This window comes from Betaproteobacteria bacterium, assembly GCA_016194905.1.
Taxonomy (GTDB): Bacteria; Pseudomonadota; Gammaproteobacteria; order Burkholderiales; family JACQAP01; genus JACQAP01.
In genome coordinates, this window is sequence record JACQAP010000008.1 from 344298 (window position 1) to 361076 (window position 16779).

Consider the following 16779-nt stretch of genomic DNA (forward strand, 5'->3'; position numbering starts at 1 on the left):
GCGCGACTTCGCGGCCCGATCAGTGCCTGAGGCGCTTCGGATCCACGTCCTTGAAATGTCGGGGGTGGATTTTCTCCGGCGAGCAGATGCCGGTCTCGCGCACCATTTCGTTCAGGACTTCGCCGTCGGCGCCGAGCTCATCGACTTCCATCGAGAGTTTGCCGTCCAGCCGGCCGATGACCACATGGTGACGCATGGTGGAGTCGCTGCTCCATTTGTGCAGGTAGACCGCATCGATGCTTTGCGCCGACACGGTTGCCGCATAGGCGTTGCCCGAGTCCCAGAGAATGTTGCGCGCCCCTTCCAGCGTCATCGCCCGTTTTAGCCCCGCCAGATTGCAATTGAACAACAGATCGGGATTGTCGTCGGCCGCGGCCGTATTCGCGCCGCACAACAGGATAAGCAGCGTGGCACGGAGCGGCATCCCGGTCAGGGTTTCTCGGCGAGCAGCGTTTCGATCTGCTTCACGATCTCGCCGCTTTCCGGTTGCGTGCGCGCGCCGTAGCTGAAGGCACGCTTGCCGTCGCGCGCGATCAGGTACTTGTGGAAGTTCCACTCCGGTGCGTCGCCGGTCATTTTTTCCAGTTGGGCAAAAACCGGATTGGCTTTCCCCGGCGCGACGCTGGTTTTCTCGACCATCGGAAATTTCACGCCGTAAGTCAGCTCGCAGAAATCCTTGATCTCCTTGCTGCTACCCGGCTCCTGCGAGCCGAAATCGTTGGCCGGGAAGCCGACCACGACCAGGCCCTTGTCCTTGTATTTCTGATACAGGGCTTCGAGTCCATTGTACTGCGGGGTGTTGCCGCAATAGCTGGCTGTGTTGACGGCCAGCACGACCTTGCCGGAAAACTCGCACAGATCGAGCGGTTTGCCGTCGAGATTGTTCATCTGATGGTTGAGCAGATCGGGACAGGCGGCCATGGAAACCTCGCTGATCAGGGTCAGGGAAAGCAGGGCGAGCAGGGCAGGAAAGCGTTTCATCGTGTCGATTCCCATGTTTGCGGAATTTTGCAGATAATATCGCGTCTGGCTGCCGATGGGCACTCAGCACTCAGTACTCAGCACTCAGCACTCAGCACTCAGCACTCAGCACTCAGCACTCAGCACTCAGCACTCAGCACTCAGCACTCAGCACTCAGCACTCAAATGGGACCCCTCTCCGACATCAAGGTTCTCGAACTCGGCACGCTGATTGCCGGGCCGTTCTGCTCGCGCATCCTGGCCGAATTCGGTGCGCAGGCGATCAAGGTCGAATCCCCCGACGGCGGCGATCCGCTGCGCCAGTGGCGCAAGCTGCACCATGGTACCTCGCTGTGGTGGTACGTGCAGGCACGCAACAAGAAGTCGGTGACCGTGAACATGCGCGAGCCGGACGGCCAGGAAATCGTCCGCGAGCTGGCCGGTCAAGCCGACATCGTCATCGAAAATTTCCGCCCCGGCGCGCTGGAGAAATGGGGTCTGGGCTGGGAGGAATTGTCGAAGCGCAATCCCGGGCTGGTCATGGTCAGGTTGTCGGGCTACGGCCAGACCGGCCCGTATCGGGAACGAGCCGGATTCGGCGCCATCGGCGAGGCGATGGGGGGATTGCGTTACGTCACCGGGTATCCGGATCGGCCGCCGGTGCGGGTCGGCATCAGTCTCGGCGATGCGATAGCTTCGCTCTATGGCGTGATCGGCGCGCTGATGGCGTTGCGCCATCGCGAAGTCAACGGCGGCAAAGGCCAGGTCGTGGACGTGGCGTTGTACGAATCGGTGTTCAGCCTGATGGAGAGCCTGCTGCCGGAATACGACATGACCGGTTTCGTGCGCGAGCGCAGCGGGGCCTCGCTGCCGGGCATCGTGCCGTCGAACACTTACACGACGCGAGACGGCAAGTACGTGGTGATCGGCGCCAACGGCGACTCGATCTTCAGGCGCATGATGGCCGCGATCGACCGCACCGATCTCGCGGAGGATCCTGCGCTCGCGCGCAATGACGGCAGGGTGGCGCGTACCGACGAGCTGGACAAGGTCATCGGCGACTGGTGTGCGGCGCACGATCTGGATCACGTGCTGAAGGTGCTGGCGGACGCGCAGGTGCCGTCGGGAAAAATCTACGACATCGCCGATGTCGTCGGCGACCTGCAGTATCGCGCTCGTGGCATGATCGAGCAGGCACGGCTGCCGGACGGCAGGCAGATGAAAGTGCCGGGCGTGGTGCCGAAGCTCACGGCTACGCCCGGGGGGACGCGCTGGCTCGGGCCGAAGCTGGGCGAGCACACGCGTGAAGTGCTGGCCGAACTCGGCTACGATGAGGGCCGGATCGCGGAGTTGAAATCCCGCGGCATCATTTAAGGGGCTCTCGGACGAGGGTGCCGGGGAGGAGCAGGCATGCAGGTCAAGGACATTCTCAAGATCAAGGGCGGCCAGATATTCAGCATCGGGCCGGATGCGCTGCTGCCGCAGGCCGTGAGCCTGATGGTCGAGCACGACATCGGTTCGCTGGTGGTGATGGAGAAAGGGCAGATGACCGGGCTGCTGACGTTTCGCGAAGTGCTGGCCGCGGTGCATCGTTATCGCGGAGACATCCACGAAGTCAAGGTCAACCAGGTGATGGTGGGGAGTCCGATCTGCGGCAATCTCGACGACAGCGTCGATCAGATGCGCAGCGTGATGACCGACAACCATGTCCGCTACCTGCCGATCAAGGACAACGGCGCATTGATCGGCGTGCTGTCCTTCCACGATGTCGCAAAAGCGTCGTTGCGCGCCGCCAGTTTCGAAAACAAACTCCTCAAACAGTACATCAAGAACTGGCCCGAGCAGGACAAGACCTGAGCCTCGCCGATTCGAACCGGTGAGCGCCCCACCCTCCAGGCATCTGGCCGACGATGTCCGTCCCCGCGAAGTGTGGGGCTGGATGATGTTCGACTTCGCCAACTCCGGCTATACCACCGTGGTCATTACCGCGGTATTCAACGCGTATTTCGTTGCCGTCGTCGCCGGCAAGGAAGTGTGGGCGACTTTTGCGTGGACTTTCGCGTTATCGGTTTCCTATGCGCTCATCGTCGTCACCGCGCCGCTGATCGGCGCGTACGCCGATGCGCATGCGGCGAAGAAGCGCCTGCTGGCGATCACGACGATCGGTTGCGTCGCCGCCACCGCCGCGCTGGCCCTGGTCGGTCCGGGCGATCTGGCGCTGGGCATCGCGCTGCTGGTCGTTTCGAATTTTTTCTACGGCACCGGCGAAAACCTGATCGCCGCTTTCCTGCCGGAGCTGGCCAAAGGCGGCGCACTAGGCAAGGTGTCCGGCTGGGGCTGGGCGCTGGGCTATATTGGCGGACTGGTGAGCCTCGGCGCCTCGCTTGCCTACGTGACTTGGGCGCAGGCGCAGGGACAATCCTCCGCGCAGTTCGTGCCGGTCACCATGCTGATCACCGCGCTGCTGTTCGCGGTTTCCTCGCTGCCGACTTTCCTTTATCTCAGGGAGCGCGCAGCGCCGCAGACTATGCCCGGCGGTGCGTACGCCAGTGCGTTCACGCGCACCTGGGAAACCTTGCGCGACGCCGGCCGCTATCGCGACCTGATGCGCTTTCTCGTCTGCATCCTGTTCTACCAGGGCGGCGTGCAGGCGGTGATCACGCTGGCGGCGATCTATGCCGAGCAGGCGATGAAGTTCAACACGCAGCAGACCATCATGCTCATCCTGGTGGTCAATGTGACCGCCAGCATCGGTGCGCTAGCTTTCGGTCAATTACAGGACAAACTCGGGCACGTGCGCACGCTGGCGATCACGCTCGCCGGGTGGTGCGTGATGGTATTGCTGGCCTGGCTCGCCGATGGCCCGGCGATGTTCTGGATCGCGGCCAATCTTGCCGGCATCTGTCTCGGCGCCAGCCAGTCGGCGGGGCGCGCACTGGTGGGCTACATGAGTCCGCCGGACCGGCGCGCGGAATTCTTTGGGCTTTGGGGGTTGGCGGTGAAGCTGTCTTCGATCCTCGGCCCGATCACCTACGGCGTGGTCAGCTGGATGTCGGGAGGCGACCATCGTCTCGCGATCCTCATTACGGGCAGCTATTTCGTCGGCGGACTGGTGTTGCTGGCTGGCATCGATGCGCAGCGTGGACATCTCGCCGCGCTGCGCGACAAGGCCGCCGGTCCTTCCTGAATCCCGGGTTTCCGAAATGACTTTGTTCGGATAAACAGCGCGTTATAATCCCGCCCTGTCGGGTTTAACGTTTGTCCCCAAGGGGCGGTTCGCATGTTGAAGTGGATCAAGGGTTCGAAGTCGGAACATCCGCTGGCCGACGAGAAGTCAGCGTGCGAGTTCATCGCCGAATTGCCGCCGCTCGATCCCTACAAGTCGCTTGAGGAGCTTTGTTACTGGCTCGACACGCTGGGTACCGCGGAAGATCTGAAGCCGCCGCGTGTTCTCGAGATCATCGATCTCATCGATCTCATCGACCAGGCCGCGAAGAACCATCAGCGCAAACTTTCGCAGGACTATCTCAGCGGCAGCGCGCGCCTGCAGAAATTCCAGGAAACCCGCATCTGGAACACCGTGTTCGCGTTCTGCAAGCAACTCGCCGATACCTATCAGATGTGCCTGACCCGCTTCCAGGCCGGTGCCGGCGGATGGGGTGCGCTGAAGGGACAAATGCCGATGGCGGTGGCGCGTGCGCTGCGCGCGTTGACGTTGCAACTGAAGTGGCAGTTGCTGCGCTACGGACCCGTCGAGAAAAGGGTGTGGGTGCAGATGGGCGAGCTCTACGCCTATGCCGAGGAAAGGGGATATGCCACCACGCCGGTCCTCGTCTATCCGGGCAAGTTCAGCGAGTCCACGGTGCAGCGTGAGTTCCTCAAGAGCGTGATGCTGAGCATTTCCTCGACCGACAGCCTGCTGCCGGACAAGCTGGAAATCGCCGAGCGTATCGTCGCGCAGTTTTCCGAATTTTTCGTGATGAATCGCCAGCCCTCGAAAGGTTGCCATTACTACTTCGATCTGAATGAAGACAAGCTGCCCGCACGCGTGATGTCGCGCCTGCCGATGACGCCGGGCCTGCGTTTCTTCGGGCCGGGCAGCGCCGCGCAGGAACTGGAGAAACTGCTCGCCATCGTGCAAGCCGACGGCGTGGTGCCATCGAGCATCAATCTGGGCGGCACGTTCGATCCGGAGGTGGTGCTGGAAGCGCTGCGCCACCTCGCGCGCTACTGGGCACCGATTCCGCCGGCGCGCAGCGAGGAGAGGCGCAATGCCGTATCGCGCATGAGCGTGGTCCATGACTTCGACGAAATCGTGTCCACCATATCCGGGGAAACGCAGGACTTGTCGTTCGACAGTTCGATCGAGGTCTGGACGGTCGAGAACGAGAGCGAAGGCGGTTATGGTGCGCTCATGCCGCAGGTCAGGAGCGACTGGCTGCGGGTGGGCACGCTGCTGGGTGTCAGGATCGAGGACGGTGCATCATGGGGCGTGGGCATCGTGCGCCGGATGTCGGCTTACGATCACAAGCAGCGCTACGTCGGCATCCAGGTGCTGACCAAGGACGCAACCGTGGTGAAGCTCGCGGCGATCAGCGCAGCGGGTGGTGCGGAACCGGAGAGCGCGCTCCTGCTGCCGTCGAATGCGCACGACACCAATGGCGCGGCCGAAATGAATCTGCTGCTGAAGCCGGGGGCGTTTTCGCCGCAGAAAAGCATGGAGATGCGCGCCTACGAGCGCCGCTACCTGCTGGTGCCGCGCAGGCTGATGGAAGGCGGGCACGATTTCGACATGGCGCGCTTCCGCGTCATGCAGCGTGCTGCTTGAGTCCCGCCGGAGTCCGGGCGCGGGAATAACCATTCGCGTGACGATCCGCCGCCGCAGTTCACTCTGTACAAACTCTTCCGTTCATGTCCACGCCCGATAGCGTCCAGCTGCTCGCCGAATTCGGTAGCCGGCTCGACGCCGTGCATTCGCAGTCCGACCTCAGGCTTGCCTTGCAGATCGAAATAGTCGACCTGGCGGACCGCGGTGCGCGCGAGTTTCTGGAGGAACTGGAGGCCCGCTATTTTGCAGGCGGCGGAAACGCCGAGTCGGAGGGGCAGTCGCGAGTCTGGGGTCCGGTATCGCTGTATTGCGCGCAACTCGAAGCGGCCTACATGCATCTGGTCCGGCAGTTTCAGACTTACAGTCAGGGCTGGGCGGAAGTCGGCGACAAGATTCCGATGGTGGTGGCGCGCGCCCTGCGCGCGACCTCGATGAGGTTGAAGTGGCAGCTCATGCGTTACCTGCCTGTCGAGAAGGATCTCTGGCAGACCCTGTCCCAGTTATGGACCTTCGCCGAGGACAAGGGCATGGAACAGGCACGGGTCGTGGTCTACGAGGACAAGTCGACGCTGCCTCGCGAATTTCTGAAACCCATGATGCTCGCCGTCTCGGCAGCCGACAGTCTGCCCGCCCTGGAAGTGGACATCGCCCACCGCGTCATCGATCACCTGTCGGACCGATTCGAACTGCAGCGCCATCCCGCGAAGACCTGCAACTTCTTCGTCGACATCGATCGCTGGACGGCGCCGGAGCGCTACACGCCCGTCTCGGTGGTGCGCTCGGGCGCAAGATTTTTCGGTCCGGGCCGCGTCATGACGCAGATCGACGAACTCGTTTCGCGGCTGGCCGGCGGCGAGATCGCGCCGAGGGAAATGAATCTGCACGGGATCAGCGACATGGGTGCGGTCGTCCACGTGCTGGAGCATCTTGGCCGCCACTGGTGGGAGCGGCGTCCGGAACGGCGGGCGGAGCGTCGTCGTTCTCTGTCGCAGATCGGCGTCTTGCACGGCTTCGACGCAATCATGACCCGTCTTTCATCGGATGAGATCGTGGAACAGATGCGTCCTCCCGCGGAGACGTGGAGTGTGGAGAACGAGAGCGACGACGGTTACGGTGCCGTGCTCCCCATGGGCCATGGCGGGTGGCTGCATGTCGGCAAGGTGCTGGCCCTGAAGCCCGCCGATACCCGCATCTGGGCTGTCGGGATCGTGCGCCGCCTGGCCGCGCAGGAAGGGGGACAGCGCCATATCGGGATCGAGTTGCTGGCTCGCGGGGCCCGGCTCGTGACGCTGCATCGAAGAACCGACGCCCAGCAAACCTGGAAAGCCCTGCTGTTGCCGTCGCATTCCGGCGGCGACGCGAGCCTGGGTGAAGTGAGTCTCCTGCTGCCCGCGGGCAGCTTCCTGCCCGATTCCAACCTGGAGATGGAGGTCTACAGCACCAGTTACATCCTGGAGCCGCGCCTCCTGCTCGAGCACGAAAACGACTTCGAGATGGCGCGCTACCGCATCCTGCAGCGCGTCGGTTAGATCCGGTTAACCGCGAAGGCGCAAAGGAAGCGCGAAGAAACCCAAAGGGGAATTGAAAGCGGCAAACGAACCTATGGGGCGTCGAGAACCGGGTAGTGCCGAACCATTCGCCGAAATTTTTTTCTCGCCCTTCTTTGCGTTACCTTTGCGTCTTCGCGCCTTTGCGGTGAAGTGTTGCTTTAGAGCAGTACCCGCGTAAGCCACGCGCTGATATCCTCGAGTTCCCCGGCGCAGACCGAGTGCGGCATCGGATACTGGTGCCAGTCGACGTCGTAACCGAGTTTCAGCAGTTGATCGCGCGATGCTATCCCCAGCGGCAACGGCACGATATTGTCGGCGATGCCGTGACCCAGGAAAATCGGCACGTCCTTGTTCGCCGCGTTGCGTTCTTTCTCGATCTTCGGCGTCAGCGGCAGATAAGCAGAAAGCGACATCACGCCGGCCAGCCGTTCGGGCTGCCGCAATCCGGTCTGCAGCGAAATCACGCCACCCTGTGAAAATCCCGCGATGACGATGCGGCCCATTGGCACGCCGCGCGATTCCTCCTTCGCGATCAGTTCCTCGATCATCTTCTGCGACTGCCGCAGGCCTTGTTCGTCTTCCTTCATGACCAGATCCTGATAGACGATGTCGTACCAGGCGCGCATCACGAAGCCGCCATTGATGGTCACCGGGCGCATCGGTGCATGCGGGAATACGAAGCGAATGCCCAGCGGCGGCAGCGACAGCTCCTGGACGATCGGCACGAAGTCGTTGCCGTCGGCGCCCAGACCGTGCAGCCAGATGACGCTGTGGCTCGGTTTCGGTTTGGTCTCGATCTCTATTACTTGCAGTTGTTCAGCCATGATTTAGGTCAAGATCGTGGGACACGGAGTTCACAGAGAGAAAAGAGAGAACGCAGAGGAAAAGAAACAAGAACGGTTCCTGAAAAGTTAAATTTTTGCAAGTTATACACTCCGACGCTAGCTGGGAGCTTCTTCTGATCAGTTATTGCCCTTCTCTGCGCCCTCTGTGTTTGCTGCGCCTCTGCGTTGGGTGGAATCATTAGGTTTTGGGGCGTATTGCGGACTTGGGACGGAAGGCTTTGCAGACGGCGTCGTCGGTTTCGATGTAAGGCCCGCCGATCAGGTCTATGCAGTAGGGGATCGCGGCAAAGATGCCATGCACGATTTGCTTGCCATCTGCGTCTTTCAGGCCTTCCAGCGTCTCGCGAATGGATTTCGGCTGGCCGGGCAGGTTGACGATCAGCGTCCTGCCGCGGATCACGCCGACCTGGCGCGACAGGATGGCGGTCGGCACGAAATGCAGGCTGATCTGGCGCATCTGCTCGCCGAAGCCGGGCATCTCGCGATCGGCGATCGCGAGCGTGGCCTCCGGCGTCACGTCGCGCGGCGCGGGCCCGGTGCCGCCGGTGGTGAGCACGAGATGGCACCCCTCCTTGTCGCACAACTCCTTCAGGGTATGCGCGATGATCTCCTCCTCGTCCGGAATGAGGCGCTCGATCACGCGGCGGGAATTGCGAATCGCCCTGCCGAGCCACTCATCCAGCGCCGGCAGGCCTTCGTCCTTGTAAATTCCCTTGGACGCCCGATCGCTGATCGAGACCAAGCCGATGACCACTTGTTCGTTTTCGCTCATATCAAGAAAATCTCAACGCAGAGGGCGCAGAGGGCGCAGAGGACGCAAAGGAAAGCGATCAAGTAGGAAACCTATTGGGCACACGTTAAGCGCCAAATTGGAAATGGACATGTGGATCGAATTGTTCATGATTTCCTTTGCGCGCTTTCTTGTTTTTCCTCTGCGCCCTCTGCGTCAACGATTTTATGGGGGGCGGAATTCAGGGTTTCGCGAAGCACCTGGAACAGTTCGCGGAAGCTCTTCGGTGGTTTGCTGGCCTCGGCCTCGCGTTTGGCATTGCGCATCAGCGTGCGCAACTGCTGGATGTCGGCCCGGGGATAGTCGTTTATCAGTTCCTCGAGCGCCTTTTCGTCCTTCAGCAGTTTCACGCGCCAGCGTTCGATCAGGTGCAGACGGGCGGTTTCTTCGACCGATACGCCTTTCCATGCGTCAAGCCGGGCGCGAATCGTTTCAGCGTCGCCTTCCTCGCGCATCAGGCGTCCGATGTATTGCATCTGGCGCCGCAAAGCGCCGAACTTGGAGATGCCGCGGGCTTCCGCAATGGCGTCGCGCAGGCGCTCCGGCAGGTCGAGTTCGGCAAGCTTGTCTTCACCCACGGCCACCAGTTCCTCGCCCAGATCCTGCAGTGCCTGATCGTCTTGCTTGCGCTTTGTCCTGCTGGGCTGAACTTCTTCTTCCACTGGGTGAGACCTGGGGAGTCCTGAGTCGGCAAGCTGGTATCATAACCAAACATTTCCATCTGCGGCGTGCCGCCCGAGTTGTCCGGCAGCACGCCGCTTCAATTTTCAGGTTCAGAAGACATCGTGGCGAGCAGCGAATTCACCCATTCAGCCGATACCCTCAGACAGATTGCCCGCGCCGTGCTCGACTACGCGCGCGAGCGCGGCGCCAGCGCCGCCGAAACCGAGGCGAGCGAAGGCTTCGGCCAGAACGTCACGGTTCGCCGCGGCGAGGTCGAGACCATCGAGTACAACCGCGACAAGGGCGTGGGTGTCAGCGTCTACATCGGCAAGCAACGTGGCCACGCCAGCACATCGGACTTTTCCGCGCAGGCCTTGCGCGACACCGTCGATGCCGCATTGTCGATCGCGCGGCTGACGGCATCGGATCAGTTTGCCGGACTGGCGGATGCCGATCTGCTGGCGACACATACTCCCGAACTCGATCTCTATCATCCCTGGGCTATCGACGTGGAGCAGGCGATCGAGCTGGCGCGTTCCTGCGAGGACGCTGCGTTCGCCGCCGATTCGAAAGTCTCCAATTCCGAGGGTGCGTCGGTCTCGGTGCAGCAATCTCACTTCGCTTATGGCAATTCCAATGGTTTCCTGGAGGGGTATCCAAGCTCGCGCCACAGCATCGTCTGCGCGGTGATTGCCGGCAAGGACGACACCATGCAGCGCGACGACTGGTACACCATCGCCCGTTCGGCGACCGACCTGGATGCCGCAACCGAGGTGGGCACGCGTGCCGGCAAGCGCGCGGCGCGCCGGGTCGGCGCGCGCAAAGTGGCCACCGCGCGCGTGCCGGTGCTGTTCGAAGCGCCGGTCGCATCCGGCCTGCTCGGTCATTTCGTCGCCGCGGTCAGTGGCGGCAGTCTGTATAGAAAGTCCTCCTTTCTGCTCGACAGCCTCGGCAATCCGGTGTTTTCGCCGAATGTGCAGATCCATGATCGGCCGCACATTCTCAAGGGGCTCGCCAGCAGTCCGTTCGACGACGAAGGCGTGGCCACCCGCGCCCGCGACGTCGTGCAAAACGGCGTGCTGCAGGGTTATTTCCTCGGCAGCTACTCCGCGCGCAAGCTTGGGCTTCGATCCACCGGCAACGCCGGCGGCAATCACAACCTCAGCATGGATTCCACCGACGGCGATTTGTCCGCGTTGCTGAAAAAGATGGGAACCGGCCTGCTGGTCACCGACTTGCTGGGACAGGGTGTCAACATGGTGACGGGTGACTACTCGCGCGGTGCGGCCGGATTCTGGATAAAAAACGGCGAAATCTCCCATCCGGTGCAGGAAATCACCGTGGCCGGCAATCTCAGGGACATGTTCAGGAATATCGTTGCGATCGGCTCCGACGTGATCGTGCGCGGCTCGCGCCAGTGCGGCTCGGTGCTCGTCGAGGGGATGACGGTGGCGGGGGAATGACGGAAGTCATTCCCCAGGGGCTAGGGGAGAAGCAGGGACTAGGGGCTAGGGGAGAAGCAGGGGCTAGGGGAGAAGCAGGGACTAGGGGCTAGGGGAATGCAGGGGCTTGGGAGGTCGGATCGGGTTTACGAATTGACTCTAACCCCTAGCCCCTAGTCCCTCGCGCATGGACCCATGAAGAGTCGAGATCAAACAACCGCACTGCTACTTCGAAGCCTGGTAGTCGCGCTTCTGCTGAGCGCGCTCGCCGCCTGCGGCGAGAAGCCGCCGCCGCTGCCGAAGCTCGGCAGCGATGATGTCATTCTCGCTTTCGGCGACAGCCTGACCTACGGCACCGGTGCCGGAACGGAAGAGGCTTATCCGAAAGTGTTGGCTAAGCTGATAGGCCGCCAGGTCGTTGGCGCCGGCGTGCCCGGAGAGACGACGGCCGATGGGCTGGAGCGCCTGCCCGCGGTGCTCGATGAGGTCAAGCCCAGGCTGGTGCTGCTATGCATGGGCGGCAACGACATGCTGCGCAAGGTGGATTTCGCGAGCATCGAATCGAATCTGCGCGCGATGGTGCAACTGGCAAAGGCGCGCGGCATCGGCGTCGTGCTGATCGGCGTGCCGACGCCGGAACTGTTCGGCGGTCCGCCGGAGTTCTACGACAGGATTGCGAAGGAGCTCTCTCTGCCGCTGGAAAAGAAGGTATTGAACGACGTATTGTTCGACCGCAGCCTGAAGTCCGACCCGATTCATCCGAACGCCACGGGGTATCGCCACGTGGCGGAAGCGCTTGCCGGTCTGCTGCGCAAGGCGGGCGCAGTCTGAACCTCACTCGCATGGCCTGGAATGGTGATGATGGCACTACGTGAATGGCTGAAGACTGTGGCTCCGGCACTCGCGTGCGTTGTCGCTCTGTGCGCGAATACGACCGGCGCCGCCGTTCCGGAGAAAACGAAAGTCGTCCTGGCCGTGGGCGGCAAGACGACGCTGTATTACCTGCCGCTGACTCTTGCCGATCGCCTGGGCTACTTCGCGGACGAAGGCCTGGACGTGGAGATCAACGATTTCCCCGGCGGCTCGAGGGCATTGCAGGCACTGATCGGCCATAGCGCCGACGTCGTCTCCGGCGCCTACGAGCACACCATCGTGATGCAGACGCTCGCGCAGAAGGTGCAGGCTTTCGTACTGCAAGGCATGAATCCGGGACTTGAACTCGGCATCCGCAAGGACAGGGCGGCGGAATACGCCTGGGCAAAAGATCTGAAGGGCATGAAAATCGGCGTGTCCGCGCCGGGATCGAGCACGCATATGCTGGTCAATCATCTGCTGGCCTCGGTTGGACTCAAGCAGGATGACGTTTCGATCATCGGCGTCGGCACCGGTCCATCCGCAGTGGCGGCGATGCGCAGCGGGCAGATCGACGCTCTCTCCAGCGTCGAACCCGTGATGACGCTGCTCGAGCGCTCGGGCGATATGAAGATCGTGGTCGAAACCATCACCGAGAAAGGTGTGCGCGACGTATTCGGCGGCAGCATGCCGGCGGCGACGCTGTATGCGCGCGCTGACTTCATCGAACAGAATCCGCATACGGTGCAGGGGCTGACCAATGCGATCGTGCGCGCACTGTTGTGGCTGCAGCATAGTACAACCGAGGACGTGCTCAACACGGTGCCGCCGGAATATCTGCTCGGCGACAAGGCGCTCTATGCGGCGTCGTTCGAGCGCCTGCGGCCGACCTATTCGAAAGACGGCATGATTCCGAAGAAGGGCGTCGACAATTCCTACAAGGTATTGCTGGCGCACAACGCTGCCGTGCGGCGGGCGCCCGTGGTGTGGATCAACCAGACCTACACCAACGCCTTCGTCGAAAAAGCGCTGCAGAAGTACAAATAGGAATGAAAAGTTCGCTGGGACTGGAAGGCGTGACCTGCACCTTTGCCGCGCGAGGGGGCAACGCCGGTTACACCGCCGTCGCAGATGTGAATCTCGCTGTGCTGGAAGGCGAGTTCGTGTCGGTGGTCGGCCCCACCGGCTGCGGCAAATCCACGCTGTTGAATGTGGCTGCCGGGCTGCTGACGCCCACGCGCGGAAGCGTGACCGTGTTCGGGGAGAAACTACAGGGCATCAACAGGCGGGCCGGTTATTTGTTCCAGAGCGAAGCGCTGATGCCCTGGCGTACGGCATTGCAGAACGTGACGGCCGGGCTGGAGTTCCGTGGCGGCGATGCGGAAGAGGCGCGCGCACGCGCGGCGCACTGGCTCAAGCGCGTCGGGCTCGCCGCCCACGGGCACAAGTATCCGCACGAACTCTCCGGCGGCATGAGAAAGCGCGTCGCGCTGGCGCAGACGCTGATTCTCGATCCCAAGATCCTGCTGATGGACGAACCGTTCTCGGCCCTGGACGTGCAGACCCGCAGCCTGATGGAGAACGAATTGCTGAACTTATGGGCGCAGGACCGCAAGTCGGTGGTGTTCGTTACGCACGATCTCGAGGAGGCCATCTCGCTGTCCGATCGCGTCGTGGTGATGTCGGCGGGACCGGCCAGCCGGTTGATCGGCGAGTTCGCCATCGACCTGCCGCGTCCGCGCGACGTATCCGAAATAAGGCTGACCCCGCGCTTCGTCGAACTGCACAAGCTGATCTGGCAGGCCCTGCGCGACGAAGTGCAGAAAGCCTATGCGCATTCGCTGGATTGAAAAAGCAACTTCAAGTCCTGTAACCACGGAGAACACGGAGAAATGAAAAAGGCAAAGGTAAACTTACTTAGTATGACCTGCAGGGAAATCGCGGCAACAACTGACTCCGACTCCGGGGAAGAATCCACATCCAGTTTTCGACGCGTTGACTTATCCCGGGTTTCCTCCGTGCCCTCCGTGTCCTCCGTGGTTCAAGGTTGATATGAAACGTGGGACGCTTGTTGTCTGCCAGGTCGGGCTGCTGATCGGGTTGTTCGTGCTCTGGCACGTGCTGGCCGCGACGGAAACGCTGCCGAAATTCTTTTTCGGCGAACCGCTGGTCGTACTGGCGCGCGTGCGCGACTGGTTCATCAGCGGCAAGATCTATCCCCATCTCGGGGTAACGCTGATCGAGACTCTCCTCGCCTTCGTCATCGGCACCGCGCTCGGCCTGGTATTCGGCCTGTGGCTGGCGCTCTCCGACTTCGCGGCGAAATTGCTGAATCCGTATATCACCGCGCTCAATTCCATGCCGCGCGTGATTCTGGCGCCGATCTTTGCGGTCTGGTTCGGGCTGGACATCAAGTCCAAGGTCATGCTCGGGATCACGCTGGTGTTCTTCATCGTCTTCTTCAGCGTCTATAACGGCGTGCGCGAAGTCAGCCCCACGATACTCGCGAACGCGCGCATGCTCGGCGCAAACGGCCGGCAGTTGCTGCGACATGTCTATCTGCCAAGCGCGACAGCCTGGGTGTTCTCCAGCCTGCACGCCTCCGTCGGCATGGCCTTCGTCGGGGCCGTGGTCGGCGAATACCTCGGTTCCGCCCGCGGCGTCGGCTATCTGATCCTGCAGGCGGAGGGCGTCTTCGACATCAATACGGTCTTCGCCGGGGTGCTGGTGCTGACCGCCTGCGCCCTGGTCCTCGACTACGCCGTCACCCTCGCCGAAAGACGCCTGCTGCGCTGGCGACCGGGCAGCGTCTCTTCCGCTTCCTGATCTACGGCGAATTCCAGAATGAACCACGGAGAACACGGAGGACACGGAGGAAAATCACGAGAAAAGAAGGGCGCTGGGTTAAAAGCCGTGCATCTGTGGACGGCCCCCGTAGCGGAAGAAAGTTGACGGCACAGGTTCGCAAAGTATCACTGCTGTTACCCCAATCCTGGTTTTCCTCTTTCTTGCATTTCCTCCGTGCCCTCCGTGGTTCACGTTATTTGATTGTCTTGAGCGCAATGGCCAGTCCGTGCTAGAAACGGGTTCGGGCCTCTCAACAAGAAAACGCACTTGGACTTTTCCAATCACGCCATCCTGATCGGCGCCGTAATGGTGCTGCTGAGCATCCTCGCCAGCACGCTTTCGGCGCGCACCGGTGCACCGCTCCTGTTCGTATTTCTCGGCATCGGCATGCTGGCCGGCGAGGATGGGCCGGGGCACATCCGCTTCGGCGACTATCAGGTCGCCTACCTGGTCGGCACCATGGCGCTGGCCGTCATCCTGTTCGACGGCGGCATGCGCACCCGCTACGAAACCTTCCGCGTCGGTTTGTGGCCGGCGGTGTCGCTCGCCACGGTGGGCGTGGTGCTGACGACGGCGATCGTGGGCTATGGCGCCTCCCGCATTCTCGGGCTCGGATTGATGGAAGGCATGTTGATCGGTGCCATCATCGGCTCGACCGATGCGGCGGCGGTGTTTTCGCTGTTGCACGCGGCGGGCATGCGGCTCAAGCAGCGGGTCGGCGCCACGCTCGAAATCGAGTCGGGCTGCAACGATCCGATGGCCGTGTTCCTGACCTTGTCGCTGATCCATATCGTCGGAGCCGATCAGCACGCACCCGGCTGGTCGCTGCTCTGGCACTTCGTCCAGCAGTTCGGGCTCGGCGCACTGACCGGAATCGGCGGCGGCAAGCTGCTGGTCTGGCTGCTCAATCGCGTGACGCTCGCGAGTGGACTCTATCCGCTTCTGGCCATGGCAGGCGGGTTGGCAATCTACGCCGGCACGACGGTCCTGGACGGCAGCGGCTTCCTTGCGATCTATCTCGCCGGACTCGTTCTCGGCAACAGCCGCGTACACACCGCGGGGAACATCCTGCGCGTACACGACGGACTCGCCTGGCTGTCGCAGATCGCCCTGTTTCTGATGCTTGGGCTTCTGGTCTCGCCCGGCGCGCTGTTCGATATCGGTTTCGGCGCAATCGGGGTTGCGGCGGTGCTGATGTTCGTCGCGCGGCCGCTCGCGGTCGGGGTATCGCTGCTTCCGTTCAGATTTCCGCTGCGCGAGCAGGTGTTCATCTCGTGGACCGGTTTGCGCGGCGCGGTGCCGATTGTGCTGGCGCTGTTTCCGGTCCTGGCCGGCCTGCCGCTGTCGTCGATCTATTTCAATGTCGCGTTCTTCGTGGTGCTGGCGTCGTTGCTGGTGCAAGGCTGGACCGTCGCACCGCTGGCGGACCTGTTGCGATTGAAGCTGCCGAAGGAGCATGCGCCTTACTATTCTGAGTACGTCGAAGTGCCGGGGAGGGCGGGGCTGCAATTGCTCGGCTATCGTGTGAATGAGCTGAGCGCCGCAATCGGCCGGACAGTGATCCAGCTCGCGCTGCCCGCCGACGTCCGCGTGGTGGCCGCATTCCGTGACGGAAAATCACTCGAGTCCATCAGCCGGCTGGAAGTCGCCGCGGGAGATCTGGTGTACGTGATCACGCCGAGCGAGCACTTGACCGTACTCGATCTGCTGTTCGTGCCGGCCGACGATCTGGAAGAATCCGAGCAGCAGCGATTCTTCGGCACGTTCACGCTGAACGGCGATGCGCCGCTGGGCGAAGTCGTAGAAATGTACGGCGGAGAGGTTCCGCAGGCGATCAGTTCCATGTCGCTCGCGCAGTACATCGACCGCCAGTTCCGCCGCCGCCCGGACGTGGGCGACTACGTGCGCTTCGGCAAGCTGAACCTGGTGGTGCGTGAGATGCGGGAAGGCCAGGTTTCCAAAGTCGGCATCATCGTCCGGGACAAATAAAACCTGCCGACTA

Annotated in this window: 16 protein-coding genes; 11 read left to right on the forward strand and 5 right to left on the reverse strand. The window is 62.1% G+C overall.

Annotated features, from left to right (window positions below; genetic code table 11):
• Positions 1 to 19: 19 nt before the first annotated feature.
• Complete coding sequence (locus tag HY067_05090) at positions 20 to 424, reverse strand: hypothetical protein (protein ID MBI3527327.1); 405 nt, start codon at positions 422 to 424, stop codon at positions 20 to 22.
• Between the two features lie 5 nt (positions 425 to 429).
• Positions 430 to 981 (reverse strand): glutathione peroxidase, encoded by a 552-nt coding sequence (locus tag HY067_05095; GenBank protein MBI3527328.1) that lies wholly within the window; start codon positions 979 to 981, stop codon positions 430 to 432.
• A gap of 165 nt (positions 982 to 1146) precedes the next feature.
• Between HY067_05095 and HY067_05100 the strand changes: the two genes are divergently transcribed.
• The 5 genes from HY067_05100 (at position 1147) to HY067_05120 (ending at position 7317) form a co-directional block, all read left to right on the forward strand.
• Positions 1147 to 2334 (forward strand): CoA transferase, encoded by a 1188-nt coding sequence (locus tag HY067_05100; protein MBI3527329.1) that lies wholly within the window; start codon positions 1147 to 1149, stop codon positions 2332 to 2334.
• 36 nt (positions 2335 to 2370) lie between these two features.
• Positions 2371 to 2817 carry a CBS domain-containing protein gene (locus HY067_05105; GenBank protein ID MBI3527330.1) on the forward strand — a complete coding sequence of 149 codons (447 nt, stop codon included), beginning with the start codon at positions 2371 to 2373 and terminating at the stop codon, positions 2815 to 2817.
• An 85-nt stretch (positions 2818 to 2902) separates the two neighbouring features.
• Positions 2903 to 4147 carry an MFS transporter gene (locus HY067_05110; protein MBI3527331.1) on the forward strand — a complete coding sequence of 415 codons (1245 nt, stop codon included), beginning with the start codon at positions 2903 to 2905 and terminating at the stop codon, positions 4145 to 4147.
• Between the two features lie 93 nt (positions 4148 to 4240).
• The gene (locus tag HY067_05115) at positions 4241 to 5788 is read left to right on the forward strand and encodes a hypothetical protein (GenBank protein ID MBI3527332.1); all 1548 of its coding nucleotides are present in this window, start codon (positions 4241 to 4243) and stop codon (positions 5786 to 5788) included.
• Between the two features lie 83 nt (positions 5789 to 5871).
• Positions 5872 to 7317, forward strand: a complete 1446-nt coding sequence (locus HY067_05120; protein ID MBI3527333.1) for a hypothetical protein — start codon at positions 5872 to 5874, stop codon at positions 7315 to 7317.
• A gap of 179 nt (positions 7318 to 7496) precedes the next feature.
• Here HY067_05120 and HY067_05125 read toward each other — a convergent pair whose 3' ends face one another.
• The 3 genes from HY067_05125 to HY067_05135 all read right to left on the reverse strand — a co-directional run bounded on the left by HY067_05125 (position 7497) and on the right by HY067_05135 (position 9635).
• A complete protein-coding gene (locus HY067_05125) occupies positions 7497 to 8162 on the reverse strand; it encodes an alpha/beta hydrolase (protein ID MBI3527334.1) in 666 nt (221 codons plus the stop codon).
• 199 nt (positions 8163 to 8361) lie between these two features.
• Entirely contained in the window at positions 8362 to 8955 is a 594-nt protein-coding gene (gene mog / locus HY067_05130) for a molybdopterin adenylyltransferase (GenBank protein ID MBI3527335.1), read from the reverse strand.
• Positions 8956 to 9080: 125 nt separating this feature from the next.
• A complete protein-coding gene (locus HY067_05135) occupies positions 9081 to 9635 on the reverse strand; it encodes a DUF615 domain-containing protein (GenBank protein ID MBI3527336.1) in 555 nt (184 codons plus the stop codon).
• 120 nt (positions 9636 to 9755) lie between these two features.
• Between HY067_05135 and pmbA the strand changes: the two genes are divergently transcribed.
• From pmbA to HY067_05165, 6 genes are all read left to right on the forward strand, one after another.
• The gene (gene pmbA / locus HY067_05140) at positions 9756 to 11099 is read left to right on the forward strand and encodes a metalloprotease PmbA (protein ID MBI3527337.1); all 1344 of its coding nucleotides are present in this window, start codon (positions 9756 to 9758) and stop codon (positions 11097 to 11099) included.
• 174 nt (positions 11100 to 11273) lie between these two features.
• Entirely contained in the window at positions 11274 to 11909 is a 636-nt protein-coding gene (locus HY067_05145; GenBank protein ID MBI3527338.1) for an arylesterase, read from the forward strand.
• Between the two features lie 27 nt (positions 11910 to 11936).
• Positions 11937 to 12977, forward strand: a complete 1041-nt coding sequence (locus HY067_05150; GenBank protein MBI3527339.1) for an ABC transporter substrate-binding protein — start codon at positions 11937 to 11939, stop codon at positions 12975 to 12977.
• A 2-nt stretch (positions 12978 to 12979) separates the two neighbouring features.
• Positions 12980 to 13780, forward strand: coding sequence for an ABC transporter ATP-binding protein (locus tag HY067_05155; GenBank protein MBI3527340.1), 801 nt, complete (start codon positions 12980 to 12982; stop codon positions 13778 to 13780).
• A 202-nt stretch (positions 13781 to 13982) separates the two neighbouring features.
• Complete coding sequence (locus tag HY067_05160) at positions 13983 to 14756, forward strand: ABC transporter permease (protein ID MBI3527341.1); 774 nt, start codon at positions 13983 to 13985, stop codon at positions 14754 to 14756.
• 288 nt (positions 14757 to 15044) lie between these two features.
• Positions 15045 to 16766, forward strand: coding sequence for a potassium/proton antiporter (locus tag HY067_05165; protein ID MBI3527342.1), 1722 nt, complete (start codon positions 15045 to 15047; stop codon positions 16764 to 16766).
• Positions 16767 to 16779 lie beyond the last annotated feature (13 nt).

What these genes read in the sequence shown, in the direction of transcription:
- HY067_05090 (MBI3527327.1), bottom strand. Translation starts at nt 424, where the DNA reads ATGCCGCTCCGTGCCACGCTGCTTATCCTGTTGTGCGGCGCGAATACG.
- HY067_05095 (MBI3527328.1), bottom strand. Translation starts at nt 981, where the DNA reads ATGAAACGCTTTCCTGCCCTGCTCGCCCTGCTTTCCCTGACCCTGATC.
- HY067_05100 (MBI3527329.1), top strand. Translation starts at nt 1,147, where the DNA reads ATGGGACCCCTCTCCGACATCAAGGTTCTCGAACTCGGCACGCTGATT.
- HY067_05105 (MBI3527330.1), top strand. Translation starts at nt 2,371, where the DNA reads ATGCAGGTCAAGGACATTCTCAAGATCAAGGGCGGCCAGATATTCAGC.
- HY067_05110 (MBI3527331.1), top strand. Translation starts at nt 2,903, where the DNA reads ATGTTCGACTTCGCCAACTCCGGCTATACCACCGTGGTCATTACCGCG.
- HY067_05115 (MBI3527332.1), top strand. Translation starts at nt 4,241, where the DNA reads ATGTTGAAGTGGATCAAGGGTTCGAAGTCGGAACATCCGCTGGCCGAC.
- HY067_05120 (MBI3527333.1), top strand. Translation starts at nt 5,872, where the DNA reads ATGTCCACGCCCGATAGCGTCCAGCTGCTCGCCGAATTCGGTAGCCGG.
- HY067_05125 (MBI3527334.1), bottom strand. Translation starts at nt 8,162, where the DNA reads ATGGCTGAACAACTGCAAGTAATAGAGATCGAGACCAAACCGAAACCG.
- mog (MBI3527335.1), bottom strand. Translation starts at nt 8,955, where the DNA reads ATGAGCGAAAACGAACAAGTGGTCATCGGCTTGGTCTCGATCAGCGAT.
- HY067_05145 (MBI3527338.1), top strand. Translation starts at nt 11,274, where the DNA reads ATGAAGAGTCGAGATCAAACAACCGCACTGCTACTTCGAAGCCTGGTA.
- HY067_05150 (MBI3527339.1), top strand. Translation starts at nt 11,937, where the DNA reads ATGATGGCACTACGTGAATGGCTGAAGACTGTGGCTCCGGCACTCGCG.
- HY067_05155 (MBI3527340.1), top strand. Translation starts at nt 12,980, where the DNA reads ATGAAAAGTTCGCTGGGACTGGAAGGCGTGACCTGCACCTTTGCCGCG.
- HY067_05160 (MBI3527341.1), top strand. Translation starts at nt 13,983, where the DNA reads ATGAAACGTGGGACGCTTGTTGTCTGCCAGGTCGGGCTGCTGATCGGG.